At 44.7% G+C, this 16,400-nt stretch carries 15 protein-coding genes, 1 other RNA gene and 1 riboswitch; of the genes, 5 read left to right on the forward strand and 11 right to left on the reverse strand.

The window, feature by feature from the left end:
- Nucleotides 1–13: 13 nt before the first annotated feature.
- Nucleotides 14–136, reverse strand: a riboswitch (TPP riboswitch).
- A gap of 73 nt (nt 137–209) precedes the next feature.
- The 11 genes from VNM22_11755 to hpnK form a co-directional block, all read right to left on the reverse strand.
- Nucleotides 210–926 (reverse strand): UDP-2,3-diacylglucosamine diphosphatase, encoded by a 717-nt coding sequence (locus VNM22_11755; GenBank protein ID HWP47829.1) that lies wholly within the window; start codon nt 924–926, stop codon nt 210–212.
- Nucleotides 923–2,398, reverse strand: a complete 1,476-nt coding sequence (gene dacB / locus VNM22_11760; protein HWP47830.1) for a D-alanyl-D-alanine carboxypeptidase/D-alanyl-D-alanine-endopeptidase — start codon at nt 2,396–2,398, stop codon at nt 923–925. The genes VNM22_11755 and dacB overlap by 4 nt, the downstream gene beginning before the upstream one ends.
- An 89-nt stretch (nt 2,399–2,487) precedes the next feature.
- Nucleotides 2,488–2,808 carry a divalent-cation tolerance protein CutA gene (gene cutA, locus VNM22_11765; protein ID HWP47831.1) on the reverse strand — a complete coding sequence of 107 codons (321 nt, stop codon included), beginning with the start codon at nt 2,806–2,808 and terminating at the stop codon, nt 2,488–2,490.
- Nucleotides 2,809–2,867: 59 nt separating this feature from the next.
- Nucleotides 2,868–3,851, reverse strand: a complete 984-nt coding sequence (locus tag VNM22_11770) for a beta-ketoacyl-ACP synthase III (GenBank protein HWP47832.1) — start codon at nt 3,849–3,851, stop codon at nt 2,868–2,870.
- Nucleotides 3,848–5,008 carry a phosphate acyltransferase PlsX gene (plsX, locus tag VNM22_11775; GenBank protein HWP47833.1) on the reverse strand — a complete coding sequence of 387 codons (1,161 nt, stop codon included), beginning with the start codon at nt 5,006–5,008 and terminating at the stop codon, nt 3,848–3,850. The genes VNM22_11770 and plsX overlap by 4 nt, the downstream gene beginning before the upstream one ends.
- A 69-nt stretch (nt 5,009–5,077) precedes the next feature.
- Complete coding sequence (gene rpmF / locus VNM22_11780; GenBank protein ID HWP47834.1) at nt 5,078–5,263, reverse strand: 50S ribosomal protein L32; 186 nt, start codon at nt 5,261–5,263, stop codon at nt 5,078–5,080.
- Between the two features lie 86 nt (nt 5,264–5,349).
- Nucleotides 5,350–5,868: a DUF177 domain-containing protein gene (locus VNM22_11785; protein ID HWP47835.1), complete on the reverse strand. Its 519-nt coding sequence runs from the start codon at nt 5,866–5,868 to the stop codon at nt 5,350–5,352.
- A 217-nt stretch (nt 5,869–6,085) separates the two neighbouring features.
- Nucleotides 6,086–7,390 (reverse strand): extracellular solute-binding protein, encoded by a 1,305-nt coding sequence (locus VNM22_11790; GenBank protein ID HWP47836.1) that lies wholly within the window; start codon nt 7,388–7,390, stop codon nt 6,086–6,088.
- Between the two features lie 161 nt (nt 7,391–7,551).
- Nucleotides 7,552–10,011: a PA14 domain-containing protein gene (locus VNM22_11795; protein HWP47837.1), complete on the reverse strand. Its 2,460-nt coding sequence runs from the start codon at nt 10,009–10,011 to the stop codon at nt 7,552–7,554.
- A gap of 132 nt (nt 10,012–10,143) precedes the next feature.
- On the reverse strand, nt 10,144–11,028 hold the full coding sequence (locus tag VNM22_11800) for a UbiA family prenyltransferase (protein ID HWP47838.1): 885 nt from the start codon (nt 11,026–11,028) through the stop codon (nt 10,144–10,146).
- Entirely contained in the window at nt 11,025–11,891 is an 867-nt protein-coding gene (gene hpnK / locus VNM22_11805; GenBank protein HWP47839.1) for a hopanoid biosynthesis-associated protein HpnK, read from the reverse strand. Before hpnK ends, VNM22_11800 begins: the two co-directional genes overlap by 4 nt.
- 85 nt (nt 11,892–11,976) lie before the next feature.
- Between hpnK and ssrA the strand changes: the two genes are divergently transcribed.
- The 5 genes from ssrA to VNM22_11830 all read left to right on the forward strand — a co-directional run bounded on the left by ssrA (nt 11,977) and on the right by VNM22_11830 (nt 16,356).
- Nucleotides 11,977–12,339, forward strand: a transfer-messenger RNA (tmRNA) gene (ssrA, locus tag VNM22_11810).
- Between the two features lie 152 nt (nt 12,340–12,491).
- Nucleotides 12,492–13,490, forward strand: coding sequence for a hypothetical protein (locus tag VNM22_11815; protein ID HWP47840.1), 999 nt, complete (start codon nt 12,492–12,494; stop codon nt 13,488–13,490).
- A gap of 12 nt (nt 13,491–13,502) precedes the next feature.
- Nucleotides 13,503–14,078 carry an NAD(P)H-dependent oxidoreductase gene (locus VNM22_11820; protein HWP47841.1) on the forward strand — a complete coding sequence of 192 codons (576 nt, stop codon included), beginning with the start codon at nt 13,503–13,505 and terminating at the stop codon, nt 14,076–14,078.
- Nucleotides 14,079–14,392: 314 nt separating this feature from the next.
- Nucleotides 14,393–15,199, forward strand: coding sequence for a phosphatidate cytidylyltransferase (locus tag VNM22_11825; GenBank protein HWP47842.1), 807 nt, complete (start codon nt 14,393–14,395; stop codon nt 15,197–15,199).
- Nucleotides 15,196–16,356 carry a 1-deoxy-D-xylulose-5-phosphate reductoisomerase gene (locus tag VNM22_11830; GenBank protein HWP47843.1) on the forward strand — a complete coding sequence of 387 codons (1,161 nt, stop codon included), beginning with the start codon at nt 15,196–15,198 and terminating at the stop codon, nt 16,354–16,356. The genes VNM22_11825 and VNM22_11830 overlap by 4 nt, the downstream gene beginning before the upstream one ends.
- Nucleotides 16,357–16,400: the final 44 nt, after the last annotated feature.

Here is a 16,400-nt window from a genome sequence, read left to right on the forward strand (position 1 = left end):
CGTTTCTCTATCTATAAAATCTTAACCGCTTCCCTACGCTGGTATTACCCAGATCAGGTTCAGAGGGTTTCCGGTTCCCAGGGAATTTCCCTTAAGAACCGAGTTCTCAGCCTTAAAAACTCCCCTAGCGATTTAATTTAAATATACCTCTTTAAAGAAAAGCTGTCAATCATTTAAATAATTACTTTCTTTTCCAGGCAAAATCCCCGTTATAGACTTATAAAACTTCCTTCCCCATGAGCATCCAATCGAAGGAATTTCCGTTGGGTCTTCCAATCCGGGAGAATATAAAGAAGTTTCCTGGAATCTTCCCTATCCAGGGCGAGGACTTTTTCCATGTGGAAATGACCCAAGATGATTCCGTCGTAGCCTTGATTAAAAAGGGACCTGGCGTATTCTTTACAAATCTCCATAGGAAAGTAGGATTTATGTTTTTGATTGGTTTTCCTGAATTTTTTTTCCAGATAATGGGCCAGGGACAGGCCTATTCGGGAAGGTAAAAGCGTAAAACCTTTATAAAAGATACGATTCCTCGAAAGGGTCCGCCAAAGCCGATAGGGTCTATCTCGATAATTCAGCAAATCTCCATGGGAAAGATAAAACCTTTTTCCTCCGATCTGTTCTTCCAGGAAAGAGGAACTTACTTCTGTGAAAGGGGAGCCCCGATAGCTTTCCGAGAGGTAATAATCTCGATTCCCCTCCACATATTTGACGGTCACACCGGAAGCCGCGAGTTGTTGGAGGCCCCGGAGGATGGGTTCCTGATAAGGCAGGGCCATTTTTTTTGGACCCAACCACAGGTTAAAGAGATCTCCGAGAATATAGAGGGTTTGGGTAGATCCTTTAAGATGGTTGAGAAAGGTCAGGAAATCTTTGATTTCATCCGGGTCACCCTGGATATGGGCATCCGAGACACAAACGATCATATTCCTTGTCTCTTTGCATAGGTAGCCTGTTGAAACTCTGTTAAGAGGAGTCCGATTTGATTCTGGATCTGTTTAATGGGATAAGTTCCCGTGTTAAATCCGTTAATCATGATCGAGAAAGTCAGGACCTCATTATCTCGGGTCAGTGCATAACCGGAAAGACAGGAAACATCTTTTAACGCGCCTGTTTTAGCCCGGAGTCTCCGCTCGGCGGCAGTATCTCGTAGCCGTCGTTTCATGGTTCCATCGACTCCAGCCACGGCTAAAGAAGATAAAAACTCCGATTTAACCTCGAAGTTATTGTACATATATCGGAGGAGTTTAACGATTTGTGCCGGGGAAACTCGATTTTCCCGGGATAAGCCGGAGCCATTTTCTAGAAAATAGCTATCGGGGGGAATGCCGATTTCCTCCTTGAGAAATTCACGGATAACTTCAATTCCCTTTTCGGTACTGCCCGGTGCCCCTTTAACTTCCGCACCTAGGGTTTTTAATATCTGCTCGGCTACGAAATTATCGCTTACTTTATTGGAATCATTGAGGATAACCGATAAGGGTTTGGATTGATGGAGAACCAGGAGTTGAGCTTTAGCTGGGACCGTTCCTTTTCGGACGATCCCCTGGATCTTGACTCCTAAATTTTCAAGGACTTCCTTAAAAATGGCTGCCGTATAAAGAGCCGGTTCCCGGACCTGGATTTGAGAATACAATCCTCGGGACTTTTTTGAAATTTTACCTGTTACTACGAGTTCCCCATCCCCATCCTCTTGATTATAATAGGTGGTAATGCCGCCGCGGGTTGCAAGGGTCAGCGCACGATTGGTAACCCGAAGGTAAGAAACCGGGGGATCCGTCATAACAAAGGGAGGTAATCCCGGTTTAGGTCCCGGTCGGATAAAAAGTTTTATGGTATTCTCATTGACGGACAGGGCGCTGACTCCCACAGAAGCCGGAGAAGTAAAATTCTCCCAGCCTTTAACAATGATCTGGTCATCAAAAAACGAATCATCGGCGATGATATCCCCCTCAACCGTACTAACGCCTTCATTGACCATATCCTTGGCCATGACCCACAGATCTTGTGAAGAAAGATCGGGATCTCCAAAGCCTTTAATATAAAGATCTCCTATGGTCCCATTATGAGGGGCTTTATCCGTGTAGATGGCGGTTTTAAAGGTGTATTCCGGCTTAAGGACCGATAAAGCCACGGCTGAAGTAATCAGTTTGGTATTAGAGGCGGGATTTAAAAGTTGATCCATCCCGGACTGATAAATCACCTCTCCTGAATCTTGAAAAACGATTTGAATTCCTACAGAAGCTTTTTCCAGGATCTTATTATGTAAGATCTTATCGATATTTTCCCTGAGTTCCTTCAAAGAATCGGGTATTTCTGATTTCCCATCAATTTGTGAATCAAATAAACCGATATAGATCACTAAAACAACCGGTAGAATAAGAAAAAATTTCCACATGGGAAAGAAACAAAGCGAAAGGTGAAAAGACGAAGGCGAAAGGTAAAATTGAGGGTTTCCTTTCGCCTTTTCCCTTTCGCTTTTTCCTTTTAAAGCGTTGTCTCAGTTAAGATCCAGTTCAAGTAACTTTCTGAACCGTGTTGAACAGGTAAAGCGATAATCTCCGGTACTTGATAACTGTGAAGCTCCTGGACACGTTGTTTAATACGTTCAAAGAGAGATCTTTGCGTCTTCAGAAGGATCAGCACTTCTTCTTCCTGGCTCAGTTTATTTTGCCAATGGAAGATAGATTGTACATGGGGAATTAGATTAGCACAGGCCGCCAATCGTTCCTCCACCAGGGTTGTACCTATATTTTTAGCTTCTTCTAAAGACGAGGCCGTAATCAAAACCACTATATACTCTGACATTTTCTAGAGGATAAAGGATGAAGGAACGAAGGGGTATTTTACCTTCACCCTTCAGAAAGCTACCAGCGAATGACGGTGGAAGCCCAGGTTACTCCCCCACCAAAGGCGACCGAGAGAATGATATCTCCCTTTTTGACTTTTCCGGCCCGAATCGTTTCATCCAGAGCAATGGGAATGGTTGCTGAAGAAGCGTTACCATATTTATGAATGGTAACGACCACTTTCTCCATGGGTAAATTGAGGCGTTTTGCAGTGGCTTCAATGATACGAAGGTTTGCTTGATGGGGGATCAGCAGATCTACATCTTCCGGCCTGAGTCCATTATGTTTTAAGGCAATCAGACAGGCTTCTTCCATGGAGCGGATGGCGACTTTAAAAAGTTCATTACCGGACATTTTAACATAATGCATCCGTTTATCCACCGTTTCATGACTGGCCGGATGGAGGGAACCTCCTCCTGGTATGTAAAGATATTTAGCAAACTGTCCATCTGCAAAGAGGTGGGTCGACAAAACCACCTGACTGGGTTCTGAAGATGCCTGAAGGACAGCAGCTCCAGCCCCATCGGAGAAGATAACACAGGTACTTCGATCGGTCCAGTCGATGACTTTAGATAAGACTTCAGCACCCACGATGAGGATGGTTTTATAGCTACCGGTTTTAATGTATTGCTCGGCAATGGACAAGGCGTATATAAAGCCACTACAGGCTGCTGCAATATCAAAGGCGGCAGCCCGCTTTGCACCCAACATCTCCTGGAGGAAGCAGGCCGTAGAAGGGAGCTGCATATCCGGAGAAATAGTTCCCACAATGATTAAATCAAGATCCTGGGCTTCTATCCCTGCACTGCGAATCGCTTTTTTTGATGCATCAAAGGCCAGAGCAGAAAGGGGAACATCTTCTTTAACCACACGCCTTTCCTTGATTCCGGTTCGCGTGGTTATCCATTCATCACTGGTATCTACTAACTTTTCTAAGTCAAAGTTGGTGATAACTTTTTCCGGTACATAGGAACCGGTACCGATAATCTTAGGATAAATCATGAGGGCTTATTCTCCTTTTTTTCTTTTTCTTCAGGATTTTTTTCGTTTACAAGCTTATGCCATTCTTCTTTCATCTCCCGTTTTTCATCACTTTCATCGGGACGATGGGAATCTTTAAAGGATTTTTTAACCTTAATTCTTCTCCGGATCGGTTCCGGATAATTAAACTGATATTTTGTAATCGTTTCCGTAATGTGGGCTTTGATCTGCTGGTGGATAGATTCCCCAGCCACCCGGATGGCATTTTTAATGGCCTTGGCCTTTGAACTTCCATGGGCCTTAATCAAAACCCCATTGATCCCGAGTAAAGGGGCTCCTCCGTATTCGGCGTAATCCATTTTTCTTTTCAGACGGAGGATCTCCGGTTTAATGAGCAGGTAGCCCAGTTTAGTTCTCAGGCTCTTGGAAAATTCTTCTTTTAAGACAACACCCATGGTTTCTGCAAAACTTTCGGTTACTTTTAAAACGATATTACCCACAAATCCATCACAGACCACCACATCTACTTTACCATTAAAAATGTCCCGTCCTTCCACATTTCCGATAAAGTTAAGCTCTGTTCGCCGAAGAGCTTCAAAGACTTCCTTGGTTAGTTCATTTCCCTTAGAAGATTCTTCACCGATACTCAGAAGGCCGATTCGGGGTTTTTCCACGTTGATGATATCTTTCGCGTAGACGTGTCCCATCACTGCAAACTGAAGGATGTGTCGAGGTTTAGAATCCACGTTGGCCCCCACATCTAGAAGGATTGTAGCACGGTTAAGATTAGGGATAACGGCGGCAATAGCAGGTCTTTCCACGCCTTCTAAGGTACCACAAACGACCTTTGCAATAGCCATGGAGGCCCCGGTATTTCCGGCACTTACGACGGCATCTACAATCCCATCCCGGATCAGGTTCACAGCTACCCGGATTGAAGAATCCGGTTTTCGCCTGAGAGCTACGGCTGGTAAATCGTGCATATCCACCACTTGAGAGGCATGTCGCACTTCTATATCCAAACCCCGGGTATCATACTTTTCCAACTCCCGTCGAACCACCTCCTCAATGCCTACCAGGACCAAACTCATTCCATATTCACGAGCCGCCTGCACCGCACCCTCTACAATAGCATGGGGTGCGTGATCCCCTCCCATGGCATCAACAGCAATTTTCATTCTCGTCAGGCTAAGGATTCCGGATCAAGGAATTTAAGATTTCCGATCCTCGATTCCAGATCCCCGGTTTTACTCCTCTTCCTTGGGCTGGATAACGGTTTTACCTCGGTAAGAGCCGCAATGGGGACAGGCCCGATGCGGTAATTTAGGTTCTCCACATTCTGAACAAGCAGATAAAGTCGGAGCTTTTAAATGGTGATGGGATTTTCTTTTATTCTTACGTGATTTTGACGATCTTCTCTTGGGAACTCCCATTTTTAAAGTCCTAAGCAGGGGACGGTGGGCAGGGGGCCGTACATAGATCTTCCTCCGCCGGCGGCCTACTACCTACGGTCCACTGCTTAATTCTCTAACAATTTGGCCAGGACCGCTAATCTTGGATCTATGTTATCTTCCCGGCAAGAGCACCTCCGAAAATTTAAATTCTGCCCACACTGGGGGCAAAGACCTGCACAATCGGCTTTACAAAAAACCTGGATGGGAATGGCCAGAATGAGTTGCTCTCGAATGATCTCGGTAAGATTTAAGGTATCTTCGGAATAATAACTCACCAGTAGATCCTCGGCTTCTAACTCGACCTCCTCCCGGGTTTCCATCCACTTCGCATCTCGATATATGGCATGAAAATACTTTTGAACAGGGAATATTTTGGACTCCAAACATCGGCAACATTCCAACTGAAGTTCTGCCGGTATGTAACCATACACCTCGATGTCCAACCCAACCCTGCTCACCCGAATCTTAGCTTGAGTGGAAGAGTGGAGGACAAATCCATCGTTTTGTGAATCAAACTCCCAGGGGTGCAGTTCCAGTTCGAAGTCCGAAGGTGATGCTTGAATTTCATCGATTCGAATAATCATACCTCTTATGCTGATGGATCTCAGAGGAACTAAGGACCTGTCAGTTTAAAAACCTCATTAAAAACCTCAGAGGATCCATTCTACAAAAAGCTCATTTATGCTAATGAATGTCTCTCCTCCTTGTCAAGAGGAAATTTACCAAAGTAGGGGTGCCCCCCCGTCCGCCCGTTAAGGTAAAAACATTATCCCCTAAGCTCCAGAGGAATGTTCTACTCGTTTAGTTATTTTTCGATGAGGTGGGAAGGGTTACCGTCGTAATTCCGGCAGCCTTGATCTCTTCCACAGCTCGATTTAAAGCCGTCTCCGGGTCTATCTCTTTTTTCAAGGCGGACATCACATACTTTTCAATAATCGAAGAAGCTGTACGATAATTCATAACCCGAGGAGGAGGAACGGTACTTAAAAGTTCCCTCCGTTTAAGATCCAGTAAAGGATCTAATTGCTGGGCCTTTGTATCCGTTAACAAAGAGATCCAGATGGGTGTCTCCTGTGGAAACCCTTTCTGGACCAGAGGACTCGTCAAGAATCGAATATATTTCCAGGCTCGCTTGGGATCTGAAGTATTTGCAGCAATGGCCAATCCTTGAAATGCGCCCACCGAAACCGAGTTAAACTCGTACTGTTTTTTCTGCTGAACCCTCCTGGAGACGGGTAACAATCCAACCTCTGCCACATTACTCACCTTAGAAAGACTGCTATCTTTGATGATGGCAGCCTGAAAAACCCAGTTGGTATTAAAAGCACAATTTCCGGTAATAAATTCATCTTTGGTCTCCAGAACTCCAGAAGTCAACGAAGTGGGGTTTATCCATTTATTCTCTACCGCCTGAATCATAAACTTGAGGGCTTCCAGTCCACCTCCTCTATGAAAAACAGGCTCTCCTGAAGGGCTAAAAAGAGTATCTCCAAAAGCTCCAACCAACCAGATATACTCATCTATCAACCCCTTGTTAACTCCCCAGGCATCGTGCCAGGGATATTCCACAGTACCCCGCGTCTTCAGAACCCTCATCTGGTTCGCCATTTCTTCCAACGTGTCAGGAGGCTTATCAAATCCCGCTTCTGCCAGCATGGCTTTGTTATAAAATAAGAGTTGAAAGTTACTGAGATGCGGCATGGCCCACAGCTTCTCATTAAAGGTAAAGGCCGTAAGGGTAGAAGGAACCAGATCACTTTTAAACCCCTTTATGAACTCCTGAAGGGGTAGAATCGCTCCCCTACTGATAAGCTCCGGTATCCAGGTGGCATCGACGGCGATCACATCATAGGTGGGCTGGGGTTGTGAAGTACTTTTGTTGATTTCTTCGAGTTGCTTTTCATAGGGGATATAATTGATACTAACTGAAATGTCCGAAATCTCGGAGAAAAGCTGAGAGAGCCGCTCATAATCCTTAGGTTGATACCCCGAGTGGGCTATCAAGGCTACATTCAATGAAGACTCCTGGGTAGCTGCTCGGGTCTGTAAAAACCCCCATAAACTGATCCCTACAATAACTATACTATATAAGAAATATCGTCGCATGGTATTCCTCTCGAAGAATATGGGTTGATGGAGCTTCCTCTACTTCTTACCTAATCCTTCCATAAGATAAGTTCTGATTTTTAAATCTTCAACCTTAGTCCTTGTTTTCCATACCTTTTATTAAAAAGGATCCCAAAGTCCTGTCTATCAAAAAGGGCTGGTTAAGGAGATTCTTCCCGATCTTGAGAATCCCTCAAACCCGAAGACTGATCGACAATGGGATAATACAGGCTGTAAAAATATTTGATGTTATGATATCTGGGATGAGAAGGTTTGGCTAAAAGGGTTTTTTCTAATTCTTTGTCCTTGATAAGCCCAATTTTAGCCACATAGGCCCGATCCCTGGCATTAAGGACCTGTTGGGTATAGGTTGGGTATTTATCTTCTGTAAACGGACCCAGGTTCGGAGAGCAGATCACCTCTTCATTGCTGGCAAAGGTGAGAGTATAGGCAATCCAATAATCGGTATCAATATATCGGATATGTCGATCCTTCAAGATCGAGAGGAAGGTTTGTAACCCTCGTCCGTCCACGGCAGAGTTCTTATGAATATGGAAAATTCCAAGAAGGTTAACCCCCAAGACCACGGCGATCAAGAAAACGAACAAAACCAAAGATACCCGCTTGATCCGCAAGAGGAACAAAGCCAGAAAGATGGGAAGTGTTGAGTAAAGGGGTAGAAGATATCGGGGGACTCGGGAAAGGGTTCCAAAATTGCTACTGCAGAACAGCCCTATTGTCACGAGGGTTAAAACCAGGGGAATCTCTAATCGCTCTGGATTCTTCCCGGCTGAAGGAGTTATCGGATCTGATCTGTTTTCAGGAGATTTGAAGACCGGTGAAAAAGAAAGGGAACGATCCCACCGCCACAGAGCATATCCTAAAGATAAAACATAAACTCCGATGACCAGGTAAGCAAAATCGCCTGCGATATTGGTCATGGCATATTGAGTATGGGTCCCTACCAGGATCGGCAAGGCCTGGGTAAGAAAGTCATGAAAATGGGTGGGAAATTGAAGCCATTGGGATTCCCAGGAACTTTTTTCCCCATCAGTTAAGAAAGTATAGGTCTCCCATTGATTTTGTACGTTCCATAACAGGAGTGGAAAAACCCCCACCAGGGCAAAGAGGAGAAATACGGCGAACGATTTTCTCAAAACAAACAATCTGTCTTTGAGGAACCAAAAGAAGATAAAAGTCAGGACATAGGAGATGATCTGAGGATTCGTCCAAAATCCGACTCCGGCTAAAAAACCGGCCAGGCCGTACCATCTTAAAGGATAAGATGTCCAGACGTCTTTTGAATATAAGAGCTTGGCAAGAATGACTAACAGGGCCGTTCCGAAAGCCAGAAGCTCCATGTAGGCAGCTCCTGCGTAAATACTTCTCAAGGCCAGGAATCCCGGTGAAACGGCCAGGAGAAGGGCGGTCAAGAGAGCAGTTTTGGTATCTGCAATCTTGCGGGTAAAAAGGAACATAAGCAGGAGAAAGACAAGGAAAAAGAGAACCGATATGAGTTTAAGCCCTATCACCGAGACACCGGAAAAATAGAAAACAGCAGCGGCCAAATGGGCTTTCAGGCTTCCCATGTAAGGAAGTTCATAGTAGAGAATAGGTCGTTCTCCCCGGGTCAGAATATGTTTGGCCATAAGTCCTTCAATGGCCTCATCGGAGTCGAGGGTTCCCAAAGGGTATTCCAGCAGGTACAGTCGAACGACCAGGGCCAACACGAAGATCAGGATAAATAGAAAAGGAGTCAAATAGGCCTCCCGAAGTTCTCTACTTTTTAGAAAAGCCCGGGTATAATACAGGCCTACCCCTAACCAAAGGATTTTAATAGCCAGAATCATATTTTCCGTTCCCTGTTCCCGTTGATAGGCTTTTAAATCAGGTTTTTCAGGGTAGAAATATCGGCTTGGTATGATTTTCATCCAATGAAAAGGTCTGGGACCTGCCCAATAAAGATGAAGAAGATGGGCCTTGTCATATTGAAAATAAGAAACTTTGAGGGCGTGAAATCCTTCCTCTAACCGAAGAACTCCGGATTTTGCTCTGGCATTATGATAGCCACTGTTATCGATGATGAGTTGGTCATCAATGAACAGGGCGGAACCATCATCGGAGCGTAGCGTGAAGGTATACTCATCTGTTCGAGGAATTCGGATATATCCGGTCCAGGTGATAAAATAATTTTCCCTGGAAAACTCGTCCAGGGCATGGTTGGGAAAATTGATATCCGGATCTATCCGTTTAAATAACGGCTCTTCCTGCATGCTTTCCCTTGAGTAATAGCTTCCCATCAGTCCATGGGTCAGAGAGTTTTTTTCTTTAACAAGAAAAACTATAGGGACCGATAGGGTGAAGAGCAGGATGAGGACTACATGGCTTATGGAGCTTTTAAAATTAAACCAAAAAGAGCTTTTCTTCCAGGGGTTTGCAACCGATAACCAGACTAACCCCAGGCCTATGAGAATCACCAGTAGCTTTTCCACTTCGGGAATCTGAAAAGAAAACGAGCGAACCCGAAGAGAACCACCTTTACGAAACCAGGACAGTTCCAATAAAATGAAACAAACTATCCAGAGGATTTCAACGAGAAATTTAAAGGCTCGAGTCAGCATGATCGGGTCCTGATTTGTAGTTAAACAGGTCTGGTGTCAGTGCGAGGGAGATAATTTCCTGTCCCATGGATCACCCGGTTCCTTCATTCCTCGCCATGACGGATTACTTTATGAAATGCAAGTTATCTTAGCTTACCGAAAGCAGAGGAAAATCATAATCAAGAAAAGGACTAAAGAATAAATACAAAAAAGAGGTTCTGTAAAAATTCTCTCGGGTTCCTTGACCAGGGGACTACTTTTTAAAGTCAGGATAAAGAACCAAAGGATAAAAATCAAAAAAAAGGGGAGGGTGAAGAAGAGTGCTCTCTGGAATTGGAGGGCCAGGTAGACATATCCCAGCATGGTCAGACCCGCATAGAATATCATAACACCCAGCAGAGATCCTTTGGAATAATATTTATAAGCCCGTCGATAAAAGACGGCCTGGGATCCCAGGAAAAGGAGCTCCGCTAACCGCTTAGCCGTCATCAAAAATGCTCCGAAGACCCATAACCACAGAATGAGAGAAAAAGGGGGGAGTATGCGTTCAGAAGTCACAGAAAACCAGCCAATTAAAAGCCGGATCGGATTATTGATGGACTCAGAGAGGACATCGATATAGGGAATCTCTTTGGCGCGAAGGGGTCTCAGGTTATAAATCATTCCGGCCAGAAAGAGGCCTATTAAGGAGAATTGAAAGTAAGGATTAAAAAAATAGAAGGCCAGCGATAAGGAAACCAGAAGGAGTCCCAGGGTAAGAATGACCAGTGTCTGAATGTCCACCAGACCACTGGGAATAGGTCGGAATCGCTTCACCGGATGTTGAAGATCGTAAGAAGCATCGAGGATTTCATTGATAGCGTAGTTGACCGAGGAAACCAAACAGGCCAACAACAATCCTGTCAGGATTTTAGAGAGAAGATCCCAGGGAAGTTCCCGATTGAAGTAAGAAAGTGCAGCCAGGCTACCTGTGAGTGTAAAAAGATTTTTAAACCAATGATCTAATCGAAAGGCCTTCAGATAATAGCGATATTTCATCGAATTTGCTCTAATTTCAAATAGTTGGTCAGTTCGATATTCAACCGGGCTATCATCTCTTTAACCTTTGGACTTGTCAAGCTTTTTAATTCATCTTTTCTCCGATAAGTTGGATCGACAACCTGTTGATAGAGTTCTTCATCTTCATAACCGGGATGACACATCACTTCGGTTATTCCTTCCTTAACTTGAGGTAAAAAGGTCAGCCAGGTTTCTTCTGTAAAACAGCCACTATGGTATATGCCGTAGAAATAGGTAGAGGTTTTTAAACCGGCCTTGAGGATTTTTTTTCGGGCCATTCCGGCAGCCAGGCGTAGGGCCTCGGTTTTTATCCATGGGGAGAGAACCCATCTTTTCTCTTTAACCCGCATCTCTTCCGAACATCGGATATAGGAAACCCGATATTTTTGTGCAAGATGGAGGACCAGGGAAATCAAACTCGGATGTAAATGGATATGGAGATGGGCATCAAGGTGTGAGATTTTAAGTCCCGTATCCAAGAATTTCTCGATCTGGGCCTGGAGTTCTTGTTGGATATCCCTTCGTCGAATTTTTCCCAGGCTCAGATAATAAAAAAAGGAAATGTAGCCTGGATAAAAATTTCCTTCTTCATCTACCAAAGTTGGTATTTGCCGGGGGGGTAGGAGAGATTTTCCAGCGGCTAAGGTCAAATGAATTCCTACGGCCAGTTCGGGATTTTCTTTAGCTTTTTGAACGGCATCTTCAAAGGCATCTCCGGAAACCATCAGGCTGGCCCCGGTGATAAGACCTCTTTGAAATCCCTCTACAATTCCGGAGTTGACTCCTTTTGTCAAACCAAAATCATCGGCTATAACGACGAGATATTTTTTGTTTTTATCCAACGAATTCACCATAAACTTTAAATTAATTATAGGACTTTTATTCACCCTTGACAATCCCAATCCAGAGCCTTACTTTAAAACATAGGGGGGCGACAGGTTTCGACGGGGTTAGTTGAGGCATCAGCGGCATGTCGAGGTCCTGTTATCTCGTAAAACAAGCAGGAAAAAAACAACTGCTGACACTTATTCTACGCAGGAATACGCTTTAGCTGCCTAGTGCAGCTAACGCTCCTTCACCCAGGCCTGCAGGAGTGAAGCGGGCGTAATAAAGCAGGCTGGCTTATCTTCTCGGTTCGGAGGAAGGTAAGCGAAAACGCATCCGAACTGGCATCTTCCAAGTCCTGCCGATGGGACCCGGAGGATGTGAGAAAAAAAACATCGGCTAAGCATGTAGAGGCTGATCGCCGAATAATCTCGGACGCGGGTTCGATTCCCGCCGCCTCCATTAATTTCTCTCATAAAAAGCCCAACCGATAAGCCGGTTGGGCTTTTTATTTTCTGAGAAAGGTAACTCTACCCAAAGGTATCGGCCTAAGGGGGTCGGTTGTTTTTTCATTGACCTAATCTTCAGAGGGAGTATACTGTAAGGAGGAAGGGCGTTTGTTAAAAGACTGGATTTTTCAAAAAGGAGGTAAATCAACGTTGTATATCTTTTTTAGGTGGATCATTTCCACACTGATCATTTTGATCTTAACCATCCCAAATCCCGGATTGATTTGGGCAAAATCGAAGATAGAAGCAGTTCCCCTTTCCGAAGCCATTGCAAAGAAATGGGTAAAGGCGCAACTTACGGGGATTAATGAAGCACCTCAGGTGGGGAGACAGGCTGGTGAAAGTATCATGCTCCGGGTTCAAAATGTTTCGCAGCGACCTTTAGAGTTAATCATCCCACGAGGGATGGTACTACAAACCGAAGTTCGGGGTGTAACCGATATGGTGGTAAACCGCGTTGTAGGCATTCCCAAAGGGCTTAAAGAGATCATCCCGACTTCTCAGATTATTTTAGAGGATTCAGAACCGAAAGAATATATCTTAGAGGCCTACTCACTGGATTTCGGTCAAGATCCTCCTACTTTCAGTGATCCCTTTACTCTGGATGGTCCGGTGCATCCTTCCATTCAAAAGCTTCTGGAGACGCTACCACAACTTCCGGCGGAAAAACGATCCACGGAAGCCGTGCAGGTGGCGATATGGAAGCTGACCAATCCCGAATCCGAGCCGGATTTCCGGAAGGCAGGTTTTCCGGTTAAACAGGAAGATTTGAGTAATGCGCAATTTATTTTAGCCGCAGCAGGATTAGAGAATGTTCGGGTCGAGGGATATAAAAAGAACGTAGTTGTGGAAGGATTTATTTATTGTCTGCTGCCTACTGCCAATAATGAGCTAACCATGGAGCCGGGATCTTGTCCGGGAGGAGATCATCTTCATGTACTAAGAACTCAGGATGGTAAAGTTATTACCCTACAAACTTCTAAGGAAATTACCGATCAGATCGCAAAGCTATCTCAGAAAGAGAAAGCCCATGCGGTTGTTACAGGTAAATCGGTAGGTCGACTCATTATTGATCCGGAATCCGTTACCGGCGTTGAGGATCATTAAGGAGATGACAACATGAGCGGGCGTGGTGAAAAGATCAAAGTTGTTGGATTAGGTGGAAGTTTAGGGAAAAAATCATTAACTTTGGCGGTTCTGAATATCTCGCTGCAAGGTGCCAAACAAGTAGGCGCCGAAGTAGAATTGCTGGATCTCCGGGAACTCTCCCTGCCTTTTTACAATCCGGAGATAAAGCTGGAGGAGTACCCGGAAAATGTCTCCCGATTCTTGAACAAGGTTCGAGAGGCCGATGGGATGATCTGGGCTTCTCCGGCCTATCACGGGACCGTTAGTGGGGCCATGAAAAATGCCCTGGATTTTTTAGAATTTCTGGCCAAGGATCAGCCGCCTTATCTTACCGATAAAGTGGTCGGTCTTATTACGACCTCTGGTGGGAGTCTGGCCGGTGTTAATGCTATCAATGCACTTAACCATATCTGTCAGGCTCTCCGAGCCTGGGTTGTTCCTCTGATGATCCCGGTGGTCCAGGCCTGGAAGTTTTTCGATGAAGAGGGACGGATTACAGACCCTCTCCTGGAAGAGCGATTGACTTTGTTGGGAGTTGAACTGGTTAAGAAGTTGAAACATTGCTGAAGGGGAAATTAGCGGATCTGCTCCAAGGCCTCCAATCCCGAATCATCCCCTCTCACCAACGGTAAGGGGAACGAATAAACAGGAAGGGGATAAAACTTTAAGCGTTACCGACCATTTTAAAAATATTTTTCACATCTGTTGAAATAAAAAAATAAGCTGGATTGTTGAAAATTCATTTGTTGGTGCTGTTTTGACCCTGTTTTTCTTGACAAAGAAAGGGAACAGTCCTATAATTTAGCTGGAAATAAAATTGCATCTCTTTATTTGAGGTATAAGGATTTTCCCCGACTTTGCTCAAGAAAAGGAACTCGTGATTGCACCGGAAACGTGTTTTATCTAGCATTGTTTTAGTACCCCTACTGATTCTGTTGATTCGGTATGGAGGAATCACAAGTTTTTGGCTGGTAGTAAGTCTGGCTATCGTTCTGGGAACTTATGAATTTTATCGTATGGTCGAAGTAAGGCAGTTAACCTGTTATAAGATCCCGGGAATGATACTGAGTTGGGTGGTTTCCTGTTCCTTTCTGTTCCAAAATATCACGCTGATTAGTTTTACATGGGCTTTTGCCTCTATGGTGGTAGTTGTGTATGCCTTATTTTCACCATACCCCCTATCCACTTCTATTATATCTGTATCTACAACCGTATTCGGAATTACTTATATAAGCTGGTTACTGAGTCATCTGGTGCTGTTACGAGGATTAGAAGGTGGGCAATGGCTTATATTTTACTTACTCCTGATCATCTGGGCCGGGGATACCGCTGCTTTTTATATCGGATCTTATATAGGAAAGCATAAACTGGCCCCGGTGATAAGCCCAAAAAAAACGGTAGAGGGGGCCATTGGAGGATTAGGGATCAGTATGATAGCCTCCTTAATAGCCAAGAATTGGTTACTGCCTTCTTGGGATTATAAACAAGCCCTCGTGGTAGGGGGGCTATTGGCCGTAATGGGACAGCTTGGAGATTTAGGGAAATCTATATTCAAGCGAGATGCAGGCCTCAAAGACTCGGGGAATATCATACCAGGCCACGGAGGGATCTTAGATCGTGTGGATGGTCTTTTATTCAGTACGCCGGTTTTATATTATTATGTGGTAGGGTTTGGAGGAGCCTCATGAAAAAAAATATATCTATTCTTGGATCAACAGGCTCTGTAGGTAGGAATACGTTGGAAATCGTAGAAAATTTCCCGGAAAATTTTCAAGTCTGGGGCCTGGCAGCCCACAAAAATATCGATCTTTTAGAAAAACAAATTAAAAAGTTTAAACCTCGAATTGCTTCCCTATCTGATCCGGCACTGGCCCGCCAGTTGAAGGAAAGATGCCGGGGATATGACGTAGAAATTTTATCCGGAGAAGCGGGGGCAGTCCGGGTGGCGACGATTCCTGAAGTTGATCTGGTAGTGTCGGCTATGGTAGGGGCTGCAGGCTTGATTCCTACCTTTGCAGCCATCTCCCATGGAAAAGATATTGCCCTGGCCAATAAAGAGACTTTAGTCACGGCCGGAGAGATTATTACCCATGAGGCCAGGCGAAAGGATGTACGAATTGTACCGGTAGATAGCGAACATAGCGCTATTTTACAGGCCATGCAGGGGCATGACCCCTCAACGGTGAAGTGCTTGATTCTGACAGCCTCAGGAGGCCCGTTCAAAAATCACTCACTTTCTGAGTTGCAGAACGTAACCCTGGAAGAAGCTTTACAACATCCAACCTGGAATATGGGTCAGAAGATAACCATCGATTCTGCAACGCTGATGAACAAGGGATTGGAGGTTATAGAAGCCAGATGGTTATTTAATATCCCCTTATCCAGGATCAAAATTGTCATCCATCCCCAGAGTATTGTTCATTCGATGGTGGAATATATCGATGGATCCGTCATCGCCCAATTAGGCATCCCGGATATGAAAATACCCATATCTTATGCCCTGGCATACCCGGAACGCCTGCCTTTGAATCTCCCATCGTTAGAATTGACCAAGCTTGGAAACCTGAGCTTTCAAGAACCGGATTTTGATCGGTTTCCCTGTCTCCGGTATGCTTATCAGGCGGGGGAGGAAGGAGGTTCTCTACCCATTGTGGTAAATGCTTCTAATGAAGTCGCCGTTGAGTTTTTCTTAAAAAAGAAAATTCGATTTGTGGATATCCAGGCGACGATTGGAAGAGTCATGGAAGAACACTCCCCACGTAAAGTGTCGGCTATTGAAGAGGTTTTAGAAATAGATCAATGGGCCAGACGGGAAGCCGAGAAAGTGATTAATCAGGAAAGATGAAGGAGGAAGGAAGAAGGATAAATTACCTTAATATCCCCTTTATC

It is taken from the genome of Candidatus Limnocylindrales bacterium (assembly GCA_035559535.1).
Taxonomy (GTDB): Bacteria; Moduliflexota; Moduliflexia; order Moduliflexales; family JAUQPW01; genus JAUQPW01.